General features: G+C 43.6%; 13 protein-coding genes and 1 pseudogene. 12 read left to right on the top strand and 2 right to left on the bottom strand.

Annotated features, from left to right (window positions below):
* Positions 1–232 precede the first annotated feature (232 nt).
* Positions 233–1,513, bottom strand: coding sequence for a citrate synthase (gltA, locus tag JMX92_RS12185; protein ID WP_110815995.1), 1,281 nt, complete (start codon positions 1,511–1,513; stop codon positions 233–235).
* A gap of 1,528 nt (positions 1,514–3,041) precedes the next feature.
* Between gltA and sdhC the strand changes: the two genes are divergently transcribed.
* From sdhC to sucD, 9 genes are all read left to right on the top strand, one after another.
* Positions 3,042–3,419 carry a succinate dehydrogenase, cytochrome b556 subunit gene (gene sdhC / locus JMX92_RS12180; protein WP_011959550.1) on the top strand — a complete coding sequence of 126 codons (378 nt, stop codon included), beginning with the start codon at positions 3,042–3,044 and terminating at the stop codon, positions 3,417–3,419.
* On the top strand, positions 3,419–3,802 hold the full coding sequence (gene sdhD, locus JMX92_RS12175; RefSeq protein WP_011959551.1) for a succinate dehydrogenase, hydrophobic membrane anchor protein: 384 nt from the start codon (positions 3,419–3,421) through the stop codon (positions 3,800–3,802). Before sdhC ends, sdhD begins: the two co-directional genes overlap by 1 nt.
* Positions 3,803–4,008: 206 nt before the next feature.
* Entirely contained in the window at positions 4,009–5,859 is a 1,851-nt protein-coding gene (gene sdhA, locus JMX92_RS12170) for a succinate dehydrogenase flavoprotein subunit (protein ID WP_011959552.1), read from the top strand.
* A gap of 128 nt (positions 5,860–5,987) precedes the next feature.
* On the top strand, positions 5,988–6,698 hold the full coding sequence (locus tag JMX92_RS12165) for a succinate dehydrogenase iron-sulfur subunit (RefSeq protein WP_011959553.1): 711 nt from the start codon (positions 5,988–5,990) through the stop codon (positions 6,696–6,698).
* A gap of 760 nt (positions 6,699–7,458) precedes the next feature.
* Complete coding sequence (locus JMX92_RS12160; protein WP_201545911.1) at positions 7,459–10,335, top strand: 2-oxoglutarate dehydrogenase E1 component; 2,877 nt, start codon at positions 7,459–7,461, stop codon at positions 10,333–10,335.
* Between the two features lie 207 nt (positions 10,336–10,542).
* Positions 10,543–11,772 (top strand): 2-oxoglutarate dehydrogenase complex dihydrolipoyllysine-residue succinyltransferase, encoded by a 1,230-nt coding sequence (odhB, locus tag JMX92_RS12155; protein ID WP_011959556.1) that lies wholly within the window; start codon positions 10,543–10,545, stop codon positions 11,770–11,772.
* Positions 11,773–11,993: 221 nt separating this feature from the next.
* The gene (gene lpdA / locus JMX92_RS12150; protein WP_201545910.1) at positions 11,994–13,451 is read left to right on the top strand and encodes a dihydrolipoyl dehydrogenase; all 1,458 of its coding nucleotides are present in this window, start codon (positions 11,994–11,996) and stop codon (positions 13,449–13,451) included.
* Between the two features lie 215 nt (positions 13,452–13,666).
* Entirely contained in the window at positions 13,667–14,836 is a 1,170-nt protein-coding gene (gene sucC / locus JMX92_RS12145) for an ADP-forming succinate--CoA ligase subunit beta (RefSeq protein ID WP_011959558.1), read from the top strand.
* A 57-nt stretch (positions 14,837–14,893) separates the two neighbouring features.
* Positions 14,894–15,769, top strand: coding sequence for a succinate--CoA ligase subunit alpha (gene sucD, locus JMX92_RS12140; protein WP_201545909.1), 876 nt, complete (start codon positions 14,894–14,896; stop codon positions 15,767–15,769).
* A gap of 65 nt (positions 15,770–15,834) precedes the next feature.
* Here sucD and JMX92_RS12135 read toward each other — a convergent pair whose 3' ends face one another.
* Positions 15,835–17,136, bottom strand: coding sequence for an IS4 family transposase (locus tag JMX92_RS12135; protein WP_201545907.1), 1,302 nt, complete (start codon positions 17,134–17,136; stop codon positions 15,835–15,837).
* A gap of 249 nt (positions 17,137–17,385) precedes the next feature.
* On the opposite strand from JMX92_RS12135, the gene JMX92_RS12130 reads away from it, so the two are divergent.
* From JMX92_RS12130 to JMX92_RS12120, 3 genes and pseudogenes are all read left to right on the top strand, one after another.
* Positions 17,386–18,000, top strand: coding sequence for an IS607 family transposase (locus JMX92_RS12130; RefSeq protein ID WP_201545905.1), 615 nt, complete (start codon positions 17,386–17,388; stop codon positions 17,998–18,000).
* Positions 17,997–19,148 carry an RNA-guided endonuclease InsQ/TnpB family protein gene (locus tag JMX92_RS12125; protein ID WP_201545903.1) on the top strand — a complete coding sequence of 384 codons (1,152 nt, stop codon included), beginning with the start codon at positions 17,997–17,999 and terminating at the stop codon, positions 19,146–19,148. The genes JMX92_RS12130 and JMX92_RS12125 overlap by 4 nt, the downstream gene beginning before the upstream one ends.
* Positions 19,149–19,421: 273 nt before the next feature.
* Positions 19,422–19,892: pseudogene (locus JMX92_RS12120) on the top strand (RNA-guided endonuclease TnpB family protein); the annotation flags it as partial.

The following is a 19,892-nucleotide window of genomic DNA, read 5'->3' as shown; positions in this document are numbered from 1 at the left end:
CGCACCTGCTGTGATGGCAGGATTGTTCCAGTGGCTTAATTTTAACGAACTGGTAAATCATTATTCCCCTGACAAACTACGTCAATTCGCTGATGCGGCTAGTAAATTTGTGTAGATACCTATGCCCTGAAGTGGGTGGTTTTACGGCGACCGGTGATAAAAAAGCGCCCGATAGTCATATCGGACGCTTTTTTTAGCAGAAGCTAAATTTAAATCTTAAACGAACACTCGCTTATTTGCGGTCTTCAAGTTTTACGAAGTCACGTTTGGTTTTACCAGTGTATAACTGACGTGGACGACCGATCTTGAATGGTGCTGAGTGCATTTCTAACAAGTGGCTGATCCAACCTGACGTACGTGCTAGAGCGAAGATAACGGTAAACATTGAGGTTGGGATACCGATCGCTTTTAGGATGATACCTGAGTAGAAGTCAACGTTTGGATATAGGTTACGTTTTACGAAGTACTCATCTTCTAGAGCGATTTTTTCAAGTTTCATCGCCAGCTCAAGCTTAGGATCAGTGATACCTAGCGCTTCTAAAACTTCGTCACAAGTTTCTTTCATCACTTTGGCACGTGGGTCGAAGTTTTTGTAAACGCGGTGACCAAAGCCCATTAGCTTCACTTCTTTACGCTTAACTTTTTCCATGAACTCATCAACGTTCTCTACGGTGCCGATTTCATCAAGCATCTGTAGTACCGCTTCGTTAGCACCACCGTGTGATGGGCCCCATAGCGCTACGATACCCGCTGCGATACAAGCGTAAGGGTTGGCACCAGTAGAGGCGGTTAGACGAACGGTAGAGGTTGAAGCGTTTTGCTCGTGGTCTGCGTGTAGAGTGAAGATCTTGTCCATAGCTTTAACTAGAACAGGGTTCACTTTATAGTTTACATCAGCAGGGGTAGCGAACATCATGTATAAGAAGTTTTCTGCGTAACTAAAGTCGTTACGTGGGTACATGAACGGTTCGCCCTTGGTGTACTTGTAGCTCATTGCCGCAATGGTTGGCATTTTTGCAATCAGGCGAATGGCGGTGATGTCACGTTGTTTTTCATCAGTCACATCTAGGTTGTCATGATAAAAAGCAGATAACGCACCTACCACACCGACCATAATGGCCATAGGGTGAGCATCACGGCGGAAGCCTTCGAAGAACTTACGTAGCTGGTCATGAACGCCAGTGTGGCTACGTACTTTTTCATAAAAGTCCGCTTTTTGTTCAGCGTTTGGTAGCTCGCCATGTAGTAGGGCATAACACACTTCTAAGTATTCAGCATTATCAGCCAGTTGATCAATGGGGTAACCACGGTGCAATAACTCACCTTTATCGCCATCAATATAAGTGATTTCTGACTCAACAGGAGCAGTTACTTTAAAGCCTGGATCATAGGTCCAGTAGCCTGCGGTTTGGAAAGCTGAAACGTCAACTACTGACGGGCCTAAAGTGCCCTCAATAATAGGTAATTCATATTCCTTTCCATCTACCTTTAAATATGCAGTTTCGTTAGCCATAAGATCCTCTTAATTGTTGGAATAAATAATTAGTTTTTGGGGTGATAGCCTAAAACTAAGCCAGCTACCCATCGAATGACAGTAACTGGTATTTTATAAAGAACACCCGCTATCAGGGTATGACACTATTACTCTACGTAGGGTCTACGTATTTTCTTGGAAGAAACTTGGTCATATAAGCTTGCGTTAAATCTCTTAAAAAACCAACGCTAACAACAGGTTGTCTTTTTAAGAGATAGGTTGTTTAACACAAGATTATGGGGGTAATACTATTGTTATGAAGTAACTGGCGGGCAGTGGCAATGATTTACTATCTGCACACAGTCCTTGTGACAACACTAAGAGAGGCTGCTAACAGGGACGATTGATATACTACCAGTTAATACAGACAATTGAAAAAAACATTTATAACGCAGATTCCCCCCGCTAGTCAATGATTGTTGACCATATTGCCGGATTTGCAGCACAGCCTTAGCGCAGATTTATCACTGATTTTTTGACAGGTGTGGTGAAAAATAATGTTGTTAAATCTAAAGTAAAACAAAGAGGGTGCAAGATTTAATTTTAAGGTTGCCCTTAATCTATCAAGGCGGCCGTCGTCTTGTCAGTGTTTAGCCCTACTTTGTAAAGGGTGATAACTAAAGCGTGAGCACCCAGTGGATTTTCAAGTTTTTGGCGTAACGGTGAGGACAGTTTTTAGAAACATTTAGTTACGTATTAGTTTGGCTAAAACCAAGCGGTGCTGTGTCCGTATTGGCGGGGCAAATTCGACCAAAGCGGCTGTGATTGGGAGCGCCTAATGTCGTCAATAACCCTTAAGTTCTATACCAACTTAGCCGCAGCGCTCAAGCCTTGCACTGATTTTGACCAGCAAATAAACAACACAGACAATCTAACCGGCAGCAATGGGTAATAGTCGGTAATAAAGTCTCACAAAGCGTTAATTTGGCAATTTATTTGTAATTGACAGCAACAAACTCTATAATTACAGCGTTATAGATGCTGGCTTGTCATTTATTTAATTGATTGGTCACAGAGAATTTACCCAGATTTCTAATTAATATCTAATCAGACCTAAGTGGTATTAAGGTATATTTAATATTAATTATAAATTTTTCGTATAAAATTATTTGTGATTACAATAAGTTAGCTTTATGTCAGCCGCCAACGCCTTTCAAGCTTCAATTCTGTATTTGTTAACACTCTGTCTGGTTTTTTGATTGGATGGGCCTACCAGGGTAGGAGGATTTGAGTGACGGCGTAAGCTTTAGCATCAACTCCAACTGCTCTAAGTCTTTTTTAACATTAAAATATATTTAGAGTGCTGTAAGCTTTACAGTACGGCTAGGTATGAATTTAGCCAGTTAGCAACTCCTTAACTTATCCGTCTCGTGTCCGTTTTATGCGTCAGAGCTGGTAATGAATTAACTAGGTGAGTGTTTGACAAGCCCTTATTAATCGCATTACATCTTGGTTTTTTGGCGTTAAAAGCGTATCCACGAGTGTCAACCGCAAAAGGACGCCCGCTGTGAAAAGCAACCGACCGATTAATCTGCCACTTAGCCAAGTGATAAGCGTTAACAGTTCACCGACGGCCAGAGCTTCGATTTTACATCGTATCTCAGGAATTATTCTTTTCTTATTAATTCCGGTGATGCTGTGGCTTTTGCAAACCTCATTATATTCTCCTCAAGACTTTCTCGCTGTGTTTGACAATGTGCTTGTGCGCTTTGTTGCGTGGATCTTTGTCGCAGCAACGGCTTACCATTTTGTGATGGGTATTAAGCACTTATTTGCCGACATGGGTTTTAACGAAGAGCTTCAGTCAGGTAGAACTGCGTCAATTGTGAGCTTTGTTATTGCCGCTATCTTGATAGTGCTGTCATTTGTATGGGTGATGTTCTAATGAGAAGAAATGATTCTGGAATTAAAAGTGCGACAGGCCTAACCGGCTCAGGCTCGCGCGACTGGGTAATGCAGCGTATCAGTGCCGTCGTATTGGCCATATATGCTGTGGTAATGGTAGGGTTTTTCTTAATTAATGGTGATGTATCCTACCAGCAGTGGGTTAGCTTCATTATGAGCCTGCCCATGCGCCTATTAAGCTTGGTCGCAATTATTGCGCTAGCGGCTCATGCTTGGGTAGGGATGTGGACGGTATTTACCGACTATGTGAAATCTACTGGCCTACGCCTTGTGCTTCAAGCTGCTATGATTATCGCAATTTTGGTATACCTATTCTGGGGCGTCATGATTTTCTGGGGTCCAGGTTTACTAAACCTAGGTTAACAGACAAGTTTGGGCGGTTTTAGCTATATTGTTAATCAGTATTGTATATAGCACGGACTGCCCTGATTTAGGTTTGGGGGCTTAAGCACCTGTTAGCGACTTTAGATTTAAGTGAGCCTGTCTGGTAATGTGAGGCTATGATAGTGATATCTATAGCGCCCATCGCCAGCTTATATGACGACTAACGTATTCATTAGGAAAACGTAATGGCAACTAGACAAGACAATACAATTAGTAATATTAAAACCCTAAATTATGACTCTGTTATCGTTGGCGGTGGCGGCTCAGGTATGCGTGCAGCGCTGCAATTAGCAGAAGGCGGCATGAAAGTAGCTGTTATTACCAAAGTATTCCCAACCCGCTCGCACACCGTTGCAGCTCAAGGTGGTATCGGGGCAAGCTTAGGTAACATGAGTGATGACAACTGGCACTTCCACTTTTATGATACCGTAAAAGGGTCAGACTGGTTGGGTGACCAAGACGCTATCGAATTTATGTGCCGTGAAGCGCCAAAAGTAGTGTATGAGCTTGAGCACATGGGTATGCCGTTTGACCGCAACCCAGATGGCACGATTTATCAGCGTCCATTCGGTGGTCACACTTCAAACTACGGTGAAAAAGCGGTACAACGTGCTTGTGCGGCCGCTGACCGTACTGGCCACGCATTGCTACACACTCTATATCAAAAGAACTTAGAAGCGGGTACTGAGTTTTTCATCGAATGGATCGCACTCGATCTTATTAAAGATGAAAAAGGCGACATCAATGGTGTGGTAGCCATTGAGCAAGAAACTGGCACTGTTGCCGTATTCCAAGCCACTAATACCGTATTAGCAACCGGTGGTGCAGGTCGTATCTTCTCAGCTTCTACCAACGCTTACATCAATACCGGTGACGGCCTAGGTATGGCAGTACGTGCCGGTATTCCATTACAAGATATGGAATTCTGGCAATTCCACCCCACCGGTGTATTCGGTGCAGGTGTACTTCTTACTGAAGGTTGCCGCGGTGAAGGCGCTATCTTACGTAACAAAGATGGTGAAGCCTTCATGGAGCGTTATGCACCAACGGTTAAAGACTTGGCACCTCGTGACCTCGTATCACGCTCAATGGACCAAGAGATTAAAGAAGGCCGTGGTTGTGGTCCAAACAAAGACCACATCGTAATGGACATGACTCACTTAGGTGTTGAGACCATTATGAAGCGTCTGCCTTCTGTATTCGAGATTGGTAAGAACTTTGCCAACGTCGACATTACTAAAGAGCCTATCCCAGTTATCCCAACCATCCACTATATGATGGGCGGTATTCCAACCACCATTCATGGTCAGGTTATCGTGCCAGATCTTGAAGGTCATGTGGATGAAGAAGGCCTATACACAGAAGGCAAAATCGTTAAAGGCTTATACGCCATTGGTGAGTGTGCTTGTGTGAGTGTTCACGGTGCCAACCGTTTAGGTACCAACTCATTACTTGACTTGGTGGTATTCGGCCGTGCTGCGGGCAAACACATCATTGATAACTTCGGTAGCTCAGATCATAACTACCATCCAATGAACCCACGTGTACTAGACTTCACTGTGGGCCGTTTGAACAAGCTACAACAGTCAACACAAGGCTATAACGCTCAAGAAGTGGCTGATGAAATCCGCGCCCTAATGCAAAAACACGCCAGTGTCTTCCGCACTCAAGCGTTAATGGATGAAGGTGTTGAGAAGTTATTGGCTCTAAAAGATAAAGTAGATAACATTCATTTGGCAGATAAGTCGCAAGTGTTCAACACCGCGCGTATTGAAGCCTTAGAAGTTGCTAACCTTTACGAAGTGGCCAAAGCCACCATGCTATCAGCGGCTCAGCGTCATGAATGTCGCGGCGCGCATACCGTGTTAGATTATGATCGTCCAGAAGATGATCCAATCGCACCAAACGGCCGTAACGATAACGAGTGGATGAAGCATACTGTTTGGTACTCAGAAGGCAATAAGATTGTTTATAAGCCGGTTCGTAAAGTACCGCTTACTGTTGATTACGTTGAACCTAAAGTGCGTGTTTACTAATTACCGCTTTTGTTTGCCGTCGTTTAACGTTAATTATTTGAATTTAATTTTTTAAATTAGTAAAGCTGTTTTACAGATACTGTGACAGGTTATGCAAAAACAGCTTTACGCCGTGTGGAGTTAGCACTATGAGCCGAGGTACTCGCACCATTGAGATTTACCGCTACGATCCTGATAAGGACGCAGCCCCTTACATGCAAACTTATACGATTGAGCTGTTAGACTCAGATCGTATGTTGCTTGACGTTTTATTACGTTTGAAAAAACAAGATGAATCCATCACTTTTAGACGCTCATGCCGTGAAGGTATTTGTGGCTCTGATGGGGTGAACATCAATGGTAAAAACGGCTTGGCATGTTTGATTAACATGAACACTTTGCCTGAGAAAATTACCATTCGTCCACTACCTGGCCTGCCTGTTGTGCGTGACCTTGTGGTGGATATGAACCAGTTTTATGAGCAGTATGAAAAAGTACATCCGTACTTAATCAACGATCAGCCTGCACCGCCTACTGAGCGTCTACAATCTCCAGAAGATCGTGAGAAGCTAAACGGTCTGTATGAGTGTATCTTATGTGCGTGCTGTTCAACCAGCTGCCCATCATTCTGGTGGAACCCTGATAAGTTCTTAGGCCCATCAGCGCTATTGAACGCTTATCGCTTCGTAGCAGACAGCCGTGACAGTGATACGCAAGCGCGTCTTGCTCGTATGGACGATCCGTTTAGCTTATTCCGTTGCCGTGGTATCATGAACTGTGTGGCCGTATGTCCAAAAGGCTTGAACCCAACCCGTGCTATCGGTCATTTACGTAACTTGTTATTAGAGCAGGCCGGTTAATATCTAATTAGCCCGTTTTAATACAGTAATTAATAGCATTAATTAATATTACAGGTTTAAGTTATCGGTTAGCATTACTTACGTGAATACGACAGACCTCTATTTGTTGATAGGGGTCTTTTTTTGTTAAAATTAGACACATTCGAATAATCATCATTTAGCAACTAAATACATACTATTGAAGAAACAAACGCTGCTCGGTTCGATTCCATGTTACCCTTATACTCAGTGTGCAACTGTATCCTGTTAAGGGATAACGACCTAGCAACAACAGACAATACTTCAATAGATATGGCACACTATGTGCAATATTTCAGACGCTAACCCATAATTATTCAAATTATTAGATCACTGCCTAGTTTAATGAGCACTATGGCCATTTTGGCTGTAAGGCTTGACTGAAATTCAACCATAACGCCCTGATGAGATTTGGCAAGCGCATTGGCCAAAGAGCTGAAGGCTGAGACAAACGTTTACGGTTAATGCTTTAGTAACAGTGAATACCTGGGTAATGAGCAGTAGATCACAGGTTTTGATAAAAATATCCGCTTTGCCCTTGATATTTTATTAATATCCTATAGATACGAGACTAAGGTTAAGTCAGTTTGATTTATAATAATGCAAATAAATCTGGCTAGAAAATGGCCCAGTTTTTTTATTTATAGCAGACTATTCATAAAAGACGTGAATCACCCATAGCGATAGCATGAAATAAATGTGTTTTATTTTAATTAAACTTTAATGTAAATAAGAAAAGACTATGAATACTATGACTAATGATGCCTTAAAAGCCGATGCTACAGAGCTTGCAGGGGACAACGCTACCTATATCGAGTCTCTATACGAGCAGTATTTACAAGACCCAAGTAGTGTAGATGCTGATTGGCAAGCTTATTTCAAAAACTATCAAAGCGACCATGATGCCCTGCATCATGCCATCCAAGATCAGTTCTTACTGTTAGCCCGTAATCAAACGGCTAATAAAGGCGCTGCAGCTCCTGCTACCTCAGGCAGCTTAGATGCCAACTGCGTTGATCCAAGACATATGGGCGTACAAAAGCTAATTTCAGCTTATCGCCGTCGTGGTCATCGCCGTGCTAAGCTTGATCCTTTAGGTCTACAGCCACGTGCAGATGTAGAAGACCTAACCTTAGCGTATCATGGTCTATCAGAGGCGGATCTAGACACCATCTTCTCAACCAGTGACTTAAACATTGGTAAGAGCGAGGCGAGCCTACGCGAAATCATCGAAATCATGGAGCGTGTGTACTGTGGCCACATCGGTCTTGAGTACATGCACGTGACGACCAGCACTGAGAAGCGCTGGTTTGAAAACTACATGGAAACCAACCTAGGCTACATCAAGTTTGACAACGAGAAGAAAAAAGAGATTCTTGAGCGTCTAACTGCCGCCGAAGGCCTAGAGAAATACTTAGCACGTAAATACACCGGTGTTAAGCGCTTCGGTCTTGAGGGCGGTGAAAGCTTTATTCCAGCGGTTCACGAAATTATCCAGCGTGCAGGTGGCTACGGTACCAAAGAGATGGTTATCGGTATGGCTCACCGCGGCCGCTTAAACCTATTGGTTAATATCTTGGGTAAAAACCCAGCGGACTTATTTGATGAGTTCGATGGTAAAGTCATGCCAGAAAAAGGCTCAGGTGACGTAAAATACCACAATGGTTATTCATCAAACGTGATGACACCAGGTGGTGAGGCGCACTTAGCATTGGCCTTTAACCCATCACATCTAGAAATCGTTTCTCCTGTACTTGAAGGCTCAGTACGTGCCCGTCAAGTTCGCCGCAATGACAAAGATGGTAACTTAGTATTGCCATTGGTAGTACATGGTGACGCTGCGATTGCTGCGCAGGGTGTGGTTCAAGAAACCTTCCAGATGTCACAGACCCGTGCTTACACCACAGGCGGTACTGTTCACATTGTTATTAACAACCAAGTGGGCTTTACTACCAGCCGTCAAGAAGACGCTCGCTCTACTGAGTATTGTACTGACATCGCTAAAATGGTGCACGCACCAATCTTACACGTCAATGGTGATGATCCTGAAGCGGTCGTATTTGCGGCTCAAATGGCATTAGATTATCGTCACGAGTTCCACAAAGACATCGTGATTGACTTATTCTGCTACCGCCGTAACGGTCACAACGAAGCCGATGAGCCATCAGCCACTCAGCCACTGATGTACTCGATCATCAAAAAACTGCCAACCACGCGTACTCAGTATGCCCAAAAGCTAATGTCACAAGGTGTTATCTCTGAAGGCGACGACAAGACGCTTGAAGATGAATACCGTGAAGCATTAGATAAAGGCGAATATGTTGCTAACTCTTTAGTACAGCAGCCTAATGAAGAGCTGTATGTGGATTGGAGCCCCTACTTAGGTCATGAGCTAAAAGATGACTGGGATACCAGTGTTGATATCGAAAAACTAAAAGCCTATGGCCGCCGCATGGCAGAAATGCCTGAAGGCTTTAAGCTTCAGCGTCAAGTTCAAAAAGTAGTCGAGCAGCGCTTAGCGATGCAAACTGGTGAAGAGCCTTTAAACTGGGGTGCTGCTGAGACCTTAGCTTATGCCTCACTAGTAGACGAAGACTTCTTAGTGCGTATTACCGGTGAAGACGTGGGCCGTGGTACTTTCTCACATCGTCACTCAGAGATTTTCAACGTTGAAAATGGTGATATGTATGTGCCGCTAGCGCATTTAAATGACACCCAAGCTCGCTTTGCCACTTACAACTCATTGTTGTCAGAAGAAGCGGTATTGGCGTTCGAATACGGCTATGCAACGACCGTACCAAAAGCACTTATCATTTGGGAAGCTCAGTTTGGTGACTTCGTAAACGGTGCGCAGGTCGTGATTGACCAATTCATCTCAAGTGGTGAAACCAAGTGGCAGCGTGTGTGTGGTCTAACCATGCTTCTACCACATGGCTTTGAAGGTCAAGGTCCTGAGCATTCATCAGCCCGTTTAGAGCGCTTCTTGCAACTGTGTGCTGAAGACAACATGCAAGTGATTACCCCAACCACACCTGCCCAAATCTTCCACGCCTTACGTCGTCAAGCGGTACGTCCAATTCGTAAGCCACTAGTGGTGATGTCACCGAAGAGCTTACTGCGTCACAAACTTGCGACCTCAGAGCTTGAAGAGCTTGCTAACGGTAAATTTGAAACCGTACTACCAGAGATCGATCAGCTAGATAACGATAAAGTAACTCGTATCGTCATGTGTGGTGGTAAGGTCTATTATGACCTGCTAGAGCAGCGTCGTGAGCTGGGCCTAGACCATGTGGCCATCGTTCGTATCGAGCAGCTGTACCCATTACCACAACAAAGAATGGTAGAAGAAATTCAAAAATATGCCAACCTTGAAGAGATTGTATGGTGTCAAGAAGAGCCATTAAACCAAGGCGCATGGTACTATTTAGCACCGCATATGTTCCGTATCTTTGGCCCACAAGCTGACAATCAGCCTCGTGTGACCAAGGCACGTGTGGTAGACCCTGTCGCGCGTCCTGCGTCAGCAGCGCCAGCAACTGGTCTTCCTTCAATCCATGTGCGTCAGCAGCGTGAGCTGGTTGCCGGTGGTCTTGGTGTCTCAGTAGACCAACTAAAATAAGCCAAAACAAGGTCTAAGCGGGTAACTGCTTAGACCTTCGGCATTTGTTTAGAACCAACCGAATTTATTTTTTACCGTAAACAACCTCTTAATCCAAAAAGCTTTATGCATAAGTTGTTTATTTGCCAATCATAAAAATAATGTGCTTATTTAACCCTTATCAATAAGTCATTAACACTTTATATTAATATAACAGGAGCAATTCCCATGGCAGAAATTAAAGCGCCCGTATTCCCAGAGTCAGTTGCTGACGGTACCATCGTAGAATGGCACGTAAGCGAAGGCGAACAAGTTAACCGTGATGACATTTTAGCTGAAATTGAAACAGATAAAGTGGTCTTAGAAGTGGTTGCTCCAGATGACGGTGTGGTAACTAAAATTGTTAAGCAAGTAGACGACACTGTGTTGTCTGACGAGCTAATCGCTGAATTTGAAGCTGGTGCAACAGGCAGCGCTGCTGGTGCTTCTGAAGACAAAGCAGAAGAAAGCAGTGACACGGCTACTGAAGAAAAACCAGCAGCTAAGCCTGCCGCAAGCGCTGACAGCGCCGACGATCATAAAGATCAAAGCCCAGCGGTTCGTAAAGCAGCCAAAGAGTCTGGTGTAGATCCTAAAAATGTAGAAGGCACAGGCCGTGGTGGTCGTGTGACTAAGCAAGATATGGCCAGCCCAACACTGAAAGCGGACAGCTCTATCAAGTCTGACAGTGGCCGTCCTGTCGCAGAATCAGTAGGTGAGCGTACTGAAAAACGCGTGCCTATGACTCGTCTACGTAAGACTGTGGCCAACCGTCTGTTAGCCGCTTCTCAAGAAACTGCGATGTTGACCACGTTCAACGAAGTGAACATGAAGCCTCTAATGGATCTACGTGCTAAGTACAAAGATCAGTTTGAAAAACGTCACGGCACTCGTCTAGGCTTTATGTCTATGTTCGTTAAAGCCGCTACTGAAGCACTAAAACGCTTCCCAGCTGTTAACGCGTCAATCGACGGTGATGACATCGTTTATCACGGTTACTATGACGTTGGTGTTGCGGTATCTTCAGACCGTGGTCTAGTGGTGCCTGTACTACGTGATACAGATCGTATGAGCATGGCAGACATCGAAGGCGGCATCCGCGACTTCGCTGGTAAAGCCCGTGATGGTAAGTTATCACTACAAGAGATGACAGGTGGTACCTTCACGATCACTAACGGTGGTGTATTTGGTTCATTGATGTCAACGCCTATCTTGAACCCACCCCAAACTGCCATCTTAGGTATGCACGCGATCAATGAGCGCCCAATGGCGGTTAATGGTCAAGTTGAGATCCTACCTATGATGTATCTAGCGTTATCATACGATCACCGTATGATTGATGGTAAAGATGCGGTACAGTTCTTAGTCACCATCAAGCAGTTGGTTGAAGACCCAGCAATGCTACTACTTGACCTATAAGGTCAACGGGCTTGTATCGGAGAGATTCTGATACAAGCTTTTTCGTTATGGATTGATTGATTATTAAGTTATTTAGCACACAGTTTTTTGAGTGATGATTTTGATTCAGAGGCTCAAAGCTTCGCTAAAGACTTAATAAGCATAGCTAAGTAGGTCATTTCATAATTCAAACTATAAATAAAGAGCTTTTACAATTCTTTGATTAAAAGACGGAATATACTATGAAAGACAATTATGATTTAGTGGTTATTGGCGGTGGTCCAGGTGGTTATGAAGCCGCTATTCGTGCCGGTCAATTGGGTATGAGCGTAGCCTGTATCGAAAAACGCGTTTATAAAGGTGAGCCTGCATTGGGCGGTACTTGCTTAAACGTCGGTTGTATCCCATCAAAGGCTTTACTAGACTCTTCACACCGTTATGAAGCCACCAAGCACGAGCTTGCAGAGCATGGTATCACTACCAGCGATGTTGAGATTGACGTGGCCAAAATGATCGAGCGTAAAGAAGGCATCGTTAAGCAGTTAACCGGCGGTGTTGCCATGCTACTTAAAGGCAACGGCGTAGACTGGTTACAAGGCTGGGGTACGCTAGTTGACGGTAAAGGCAGCGACAAAAAAGTTAAATTTACGGCGCTAGCAGATGAGTCTGAGACTGTTATCACCGCTAAAAACGTTATTTTAGCAGCCGGTTCTGTGCCTATTGATATCCCTGTTGCGCCAGTCAACAACGAAGAAGGCATTATCGTTGACTCAACAGGTGCGCTAGATTTCACTGAAACACCTAAGCGTCTAGGCGTGATTGGTGCTGGTGTTATCGGTCTTGAGCTAGGCTCTGTATGGCGTCGTCTGGGTGCTGAAGTGGTGGTATATGAAGCGCTACCTGAGTTCTTAGCAGCAGCTGACAAAGACATTGCTAAAGAAGCGGGCAAATTGCTTAGAAAACAAGGCCTAGATATCCGCGTTGATACCAAAGTAACTGGCACTGAAATAAAAGATGGTCAAGTGGTTGTGACCAGCGAGAAAGGCGGTGAGTCTGCTGAGGAAACCTTCGACAAGCTAATCGTTTGTGTGGGTCGCCGTGCTTACTCTGAAAAATTACTGGGTGAAGATTCAGGCATCACGCTAACTGACCGCGGTTTGGTTGAAGTTGATGATCAGTGCAAAACCAACCTAGATGGTGTATATGCTATCGGTGACTTGGTACGTGGCCCAATGCTTGCGCACAAAGCGATGGAAGAGGGCATGATGGCCGTTGAACGTATCCATGGCGAAAAAGCACAAGTGAATTATGATACTATTATCAACGTTATCTATACCCATCCAGAAATCGCTTGGGTAGGCTTAACTGAGCAGCAAGCGGTAGAGCAAGGTTATGAAGTAAAAACTGGCTCATTTAACCTAGCAGCTAACGGTCGTGCTTTAGCACAAAGCGAAGCTCAAGGTAGCATTAAAGTAGTGGCTGACGCTAAGACTGACCGTTTATTGGGTATGCATGCTATTTGTGCTGGTGCCGGCGATATCGTTCACCAAGGTATGATTGCGATGGAATTTGTTTCAAGCATTGAAGACCTACAGTTAATGACCTTCGCTCACCCAACCATCAGTGAGGCGGTACACGAAGCTGCTTTATCTGCTGATGGCCGTGCTATCCATGCGATTCAGCGTAAAAAACGTAAATAACAAAAACAGTTATAGACACCAATAAATCACTCATAGGCGGTTAATAGTCTATGAGTGATTTGACAAAGTCTGTTACTAAAGTGAGTTGCTGAGTGTAATTGTTTTAAGCCATAAAGCAGTAAACGGCCGTGGTATTAGGTCATTTATTTGCCGCTATTGCCAAAACATTTAAATCAGCTTTACCCTGCTAAATAAAAAAACTAAAGGATAACTTTATGAATTTACATGAGTATCAAGCAAAACTATTGCTAGAGAGCTATGGACTACCTATCCAAAAAGGCATCATTGCTTATAACGGTGAAGAAGCGGCTGAAGCCTTTGATAAAACCCCAACTGACGTAGCTGTAATTAAAGCACAGGTTCATGCTGGTGGCCGTGGTAAAGCAGGCGGTGTTAAGCTTGTTAAAACTCGTGAAGAAGCCAAAGAAGTTGCTGAAAGCTTAATCGGTACTAACCTAGTGACTTACCAAACTGATGCAGAAGGCCAGCCTGTAAACTTCGTATTGGTTGCCGAAGACATGTACCCAGTAAAAACTGAGTTATATCTTGGTGCCGTTGTTGACCGCGCTACTCGCCGCGTAACCTTCATGGCCTCAACTGAAGGTGGTGTTGAGATTGAAAAAGTAGCTGAAGAGACTCCTGAGAAAATCTTTAGCATTACCGTTGATCCTTTAGTCGGTCTATTGCCTTTCCAAGCGCGTGAAGTAGGTTTCAAATTGGGCCTAGAAGGCAAACAAATCAATCAATTCGTTAAACTAATGACTGGCGCTTACAAAGCGTTCGTTGAAAACGACTTTGACATGATTGAAATCAACCCACTAGCCGTTCGTGAAAATGGTGAATTGGCTTGTGTTGACGGCAAAATCGGCGTGGATTCAAACGCTTTATTCCGCCAGCCAAAAATCGCAGCACTTCATGACCCATCACAAGAGAACGAGCGTGAGCTTAAAGCTGCTGAATTTGACCTAAACTATGTGGCTCTAGAAGGTAACATTGGTTGTATGGTTAACGGTGCCGGTCTTGCTATGGCGACTATGGACATCATCAAGCTATACGGCGGCAAGCCAGCTAACTTCCTAGACGTTGGCGGCGGCGCAACCAAAGATCGCGTTGTTGAAGCTTTCAAAATCATCTTAGAAGATTCAAGCGTACAAGGCGTTCTAATCAACATATTCGGTGGTATCGTACGTTGTGACATGATTGCTGAAGCCATTATCGCGGCAGTTAAAGAAGTTAACGTTACTGTACCTGTTGTGGTTCGCTTAGAAGGTAACAATGCTGAATTGGGCGCTAAGCTATTAGATGAGTCTGACGTTGAAATCATTTCAGCTCAAGGCCTATCTGATGCTGCACAAAAAATTGTTGATGCTGTAAAAGCGGCATAATTCGCCTATCACAACTGTATCAAACCTATAATAAGTGAATCCTACTAGGAGTAAATAATGAGTGTATTAATTGATAAAGACACCAAAGTATTGGTGCAAGGTTTTACTGGTAAAAACGGTACTTTCCATTCAGAACAAGCCATCGAATACGGTACCAAAGTAGTTGGCGGTGTTACCCCAGGTAAAGGCGGTCAAACTCACCTAGGTCTGCCTGTATTTAACACTATGGCAGAAGCGATGGAAGCAACTCAAGCTGACGCGTCAGTTATCTATGTACCAGCACCTTTCGTACTAGATTCAATCATCGAAGCAGTAGACGCAGGCGTTAAGCTAATCGTTGTTATCACTGAAGGCGTACCTACTTTAGATATGCTAAAAGCCAAGCGCTACATCGAAGAAGCTGGCGATGTGAGAATGGTTGGTCCTAACTGCCCAGGCGTTATCACCCCAGGTCAGTGTAAAATCGGTATCATGCCAGGCCACATCCATTTGCCAGGTAAAGTAGGTATCATCTCACGTTCTGGTACCTTGACTTATGAAGCTGTGGCTCAGACCACTAAGCTTGGCTTCGGTCAGTCAACTTGTATCGGTATCGGCGGTGACCCAATCCCAGGTATGAACCAAATCGATTGCTTGAAGATGTTCCAAGAAGATCCTCAAACTGAAGCCATCGTACTTATCGGTGAAATCGGTGGTACTGCTGAAGAAGAAGCCGCCGCTTACATCAAAGAGCACGTCACTAAGCCAGTTATCGGTTACATCGCTGGTGTGACTGCCCCTAAAGGTAAGCGTATGGGCCATGCCGGCGCTATCATCTCTGGTGGTAAAGGTACTGCAGAAGAAAAATTCAAAGCATTCGAAGATGCGGGCATCGCGTACACTCGTGACCCATCTAAGATTGGTGAGACGGTTAAACAAGTTACTGGTTGGTAATTTGCCAGTCTCGGTGTTAACGGCAAGTTAACTCAAAGAGCATCCTTCGGGGTAATGCCAGTCAGTTAAGGCTGACTGGTATTTTTTTTGGGATATTTTTGTGGTTTACCCTTAACCACCCTCGGACAAGACCGCTTTCTACGTTCAGGAATAACAAACAACTTTCCTTGATCTAAAAGCGAATCTAACAACTTAGGGAAGAGTCCTGCAGCCTGTAAAGGAGCAAACCGTAACAGATCAACAATCGTAATAGACGCCATATGGAAGCTAATTCGTAGAGGGCTAACCTTAGCTCTAAGAGCCATATAGCGCATCAAACGTCTTATCAGATTATAAGCAATCATAAGTCCCCAGAACTCTTGTAACACAAGCTGTGGCAGCTTACTTCTTAACAACAGCCCCTGCTGTAGGTCAGACTTAATCTCTCGATACGCCATTTCAATCTCCCAGCGTTGCAAGTAAAGCTGTGCCACTTTATTCTTAGTAAAGCGTTTCTCATCTATTAAAGAGGTGATGTATCGTCTTGTCTTACCCTCATAACGACACTCAATTAATCGAGCTTGCCAAGTATCGGGTAGGTTTGGGTTTTTCTTTTGAGCTTGGGGAGAAACCGGCATTTGTATCAAGTAGTCCCCTTCACTAAAGGTTTTAATCACAGTGTAACGCAGATTATCTTTAGCCCGCATGAGCCAGTGGCTGTTTGGATGGGCTTGTTGCCAACTAATCAGTAAGTCTGCTGAGAAATAGGCTCTATCAAAGAGCGTAATGCTATTATCTTGAACATTTAGCTGATGGGCTAAGGTGATCTCTCCTTGACTCATATCTCCAAGGGTTGTGTCAATGATCTCATGCGTGTCAGTATTGATCAGGCATACCGAACGCATTTGGGGATAGGGCACCTCTTTAGTTCTGCCTTTGCTTGAACTAAAGTGCTGAAGGTTCTCATCAGTATAGGGTAGTGAGTATACGACACCGTCTACAGCTTGGACGCTAAGTCCCATAAAGTCTTGCTGCTGGGCTCGTGATTCTGTTTGGTAGTGAGCACTTAGTTGATGAAATAGCTGCTTTAGAGGTTCATGCCCGAGGCGTTGTCTTGCTTGTACAACCGCACTGGGTACACAGGCCTGTGAGTCTATATTAAGCCGCATCTGCTCTGTGATATACCAAATTGAACGGTTTCTATATAAGGCTGTGCCTATGACTAGCCAAACGACATGTTCAGCAGGTAGCTTCCGTCTTCTGATGCTTGCTTTGCCTGTATATTCTAAGGCCTGTTGTATCCACTCAGAGTCTATTAGTTCCCTGAATTGTTCTAGGGTTTCTGGGATCCTTTTATGCGTCTCATTAATAGCGTCTTGTAGTCTCATAGTAAAATAGCCCATCTACTTATTAGATGAGCTATTTTATTATTTTTTTCGCTTTTTTGCCTTAACTGACTGGCATTAATCCTTCGGGGTGCTCTTTTTTTGTCGCATATTTAATGATCTGACCAAGTTTTTAGGAAGCTTTGTACGCTTATTGGTGGTGCTGAGCGCTAAGTTTGCTACAATAGAGTGATAATTAGGGCTACAAACAGTAACATAAATTCTATCTAAATCTATTTATAATTACTTACTATGAATAGATTATTAAGCATAAAACAAGCAGCTAACCAGTTAGGCGTTTCCGTTTCAACCCTGCGAAGATGGGATGAGACAGGAGTGCTTGTAGCTCAAAGAACACCAAAAGGTCATCGTAGATACGACTTATCTAAAATAAACCCAAACCTGACTCGTAATAAGGTGGAACAACAACGCAAAACCATAGCTTATGCTCGTGTATCAAGTCATGACCAAAATCCAGACTTGCAGCGTCAAATTGAGATGCTTGAGCTGTACTGCTCTGCTCAAGGCTGGTCATTTGAAGTGATTAGCGATTTAGGCAGTGGTATGAACTATCATAAAAAAGGCTTAAAACGCCTGCTTGATGATATTTTAGACAACAAGATAGACAGGCTGGTGCTAACCCATAAAGATAGATTACTGCGTTTTGGGGCAGAACTTGTTTTTGCTTTGTGTGAAGCTCGTCAAGTCGAAGTGGTTATTATCAATCAGGGCGAGAACTTATCGTTTGAGGAAGAGTTAGCACAAGACGTACTTGAGATTATCACCGTGTTTTCAGCAAGACTTTACGGGTCACGTAGCAAGAAAAACAAAAAACTCATTGAAGCAGTTAAGGCGAGTTTAGAATGATACGAGGCCATGTTATTGAGCTTAATCCAAACAATAAGCAAGCAACTTATTTCGCTAAAGCTTGTGGTGTTGCTCGTCTTGCCTATAACTGGGCGTTAGCCGAGTGGCAACGACAGTATGCTCAAGATAAGGCCTATCGAGATGCTTGTCGCATTATTGGCATTGATATTGATGAAAGTAAGTTACTAAAGCCTAGCCAAGGCAAGTTACGCAAGCAATTAAACACCATTAAGCGTGATAAGTACCCGTTTATGCTTGAGGTAACGAAGTGCGCCCCACAGCTCGCTATTATGCAACTAGGTGATGCCTACAAACGATTCTTTAAAGGCGAGTCTAAATACCCTCAGTTTCGTAAAAAAGGTGTTAACGATAGGTTCAGTCTATCCAATGACCAGTTCGCTGTAAAAGGCAAGCAGATTCGCATACCAAATCTAGGTTGGGTTCGTATGCGTGAAGAGCTGCGTTTTGTCGGTAAAATGCTCTCAGCTAAAGTCTTTAGCAGAGGTGGGAGATGGTTTGTCTCTATTGCTGTTGAAATAGCGGATGTAAACCTTACCAAAAAGACAGGTAAACAAACTGGTATAGACTTAGGTATTGCCGACTTAATCACCTTGTCAGACGGTAGTAAAGTTAAAGCACCCAAGCCACTTAAGACGAAACTTAAAAAGCTTAAAAGGCTTAGTCGCCAATTAAGTCGTAAACAAAAAGGCAGTAACAATCGTGCTAAAGCGAAAGCCAAGCTATCACGATTGCACCTGCAAATTAGTAATATCCGTAAAGACGCTCTACATAAGCTTACTACTGGCTTGGTGAATGAGTATGATGTTATTGCAATTGAAAACCTAAACACCAAAGGCATGATGCAGAATCGTAAGCTCAGTCGAGCCATCAGCGATTTAGGCTTTTATGAGTTTAAGCGTCAGCTTGTTTATAAGGCTAATCAATACGGTAAAACCGTCAAAGAGTTAGATAGATGGTTTCCATCCTCTAAAACTTGCTCTAATTGCGGTCACTTGCTGACCAAAGACGAATTACCACTATCAGTTAGACGATGGCAGTGTCCGTCTTGTCAGCAGGCAAATGATAGAGATATCAATGCCAGTATCAATATATTGCAACATGCTGATAAAGTTTTAACCCATCGGTGATGGGTTAACAAAGCGGTGAGTTCCACCGTGTTAGCCTGTGGAGATGATATAAGACCTGCGTGTAATCACAATGGCAAACGTCTATGAAGCAGGAAGAAAATACTAAAACTACGTGAGTAGATTTAGATAAGTTTTTCGGAACGGCTTACTCTATGTTTATCACCGGTCGCCGTAAAGCCACCCACTTCAGGGGGTGGATATAAGGCGACACATACTGTCGTGATCAGTACTTAAAGTATTGCAAGTTAAAATTAACCTCGCCATACTAACCCTATGAAAACACTCAAGCTACGCATCAAAGACAAACATGCAAACCAGCTAAATAAACTAGCTGGGAGTGTTAACTATGCGTGGAACTATGTTAATGCGTTAAGCTTTGAGCATCTAAAACGTACCGGTAAGTTTTTTAGTGCTTATGATCTAAGTGAGTACACCAAAGGAAGCGGTGAGTATTTAGGATTACACAGTCAGACTTTACAAGCTATCAACGAAACTCATGCCAAATCTCGTAAGCAGTTTAAAAAAGCCAAACTTAATTGGCGAACCAACCGACCTGATGCCAAACGTAAAAGCCTAGGTTGGATACCTTTTAAAAAGTCTGCCATAAAGTATCTACATACAAGACAAACAGGTAAAAAAGCACTTAAATCAACCATACAGCTATCGCTCTGTAAAGGTCAAAAGCTTATCATAGACGTATTCGATAGCTACAATTTGTCTTTGTATCAAATCAATACGCTTGAG

This window comes from Psychrobacter sp. H7-1, assembly GCF_904846585.1.
Taxonomy (GTDB): domain Bacteria; phylum Pseudomonadota; class Gammaproteobacteria; order Pseudomonadales; family Moraxellaceae; genus Psychrobacter; species Psychrobacter raelei.
Note: the sequence above shows the minus strand (reverse complement) of the source record. Positions and strands in the feature narration are given on the sequence as shown.

Bases quoted from the DNA above. Each gene is read 5' to 3' on its own strand.
- gltA (WP_110815995.1), bottom strand. From the start codon at position 1,513: ATGGCTAACGAAACTGCATATTTAAAGGTAGATGGAAAGGAATATGAA.
- sdhD (WP_011959551.1), top strand. From the start codon at position 3,419: ATGAGAAGAAATGATTCTGGAATTAAAAGTGCGACAGGCCTAACCGGC.
- sdhA (WP_011959552.1), top strand. From the start codon at position 4,009: ATGGCAACTAGACAAGACAATACAATTAGTAATATTAAAACCCTAAAT.
- JMX92_RS12165 (WP_011959553.1), top strand. From the start codon at position 5,988: ATGAGCCGAGGTACTCGCACCATTGAGATTTACCGCTACGATCCTGAT.
- JMX92_RS12160 (WP_201545911.1), top strand. From the start codon at position 7,459: ATGAATACTATGACTAATGATGCCTTAAAAGCCGATGCTACAGAGCTT.
- odhB (WP_011959556.1), top strand. From the start codon at position 10,543: ATGGCAGAAATTAAAGCGCCCGTATTCCCAGAGTCAGTTGCTGACGGT.
- lpdA (WP_201545910.1), top strand. From the start codon at position 11,994: ATGAAAGACAATTATGATTTAGTGGTTATTGGCGGTGGTCCAGGTGGT.
- sucC (WP_011959558.1), top strand. From the start codon at position 13,667: ATGAATTTACATGAGTATCAAGCAAAACTATTGCTAGAGAGCTATGGA.
- sucD (WP_201545909.1), top strand. From the start codon at position 14,894: ATGAGTGTATTAATTGATAAAGACACCAAAGTATTGGTGCAAGGTTTT.
- JMX92_RS12135 (WP_201545907.1), bottom strand. From the start codon at position 17,136: ATGAGACTACAAGACGCTATTAATGAGACGCATAAAAGGATCCCAGAA.
- JMX92_RS12130 (WP_201545905.1), top strand. From the start codon at position 17,386: ATGAATAGATTATTAAGCATAAAACAAGCAGCTAACCAGTTAGGCGTT.
- JMX92_RS12125 (WP_201545903.1), top strand. From the start codon at position 17,997: ATGATACGAGGCCATGTTATTGAGCTTAATCCAAACAATAAGCAAGCA.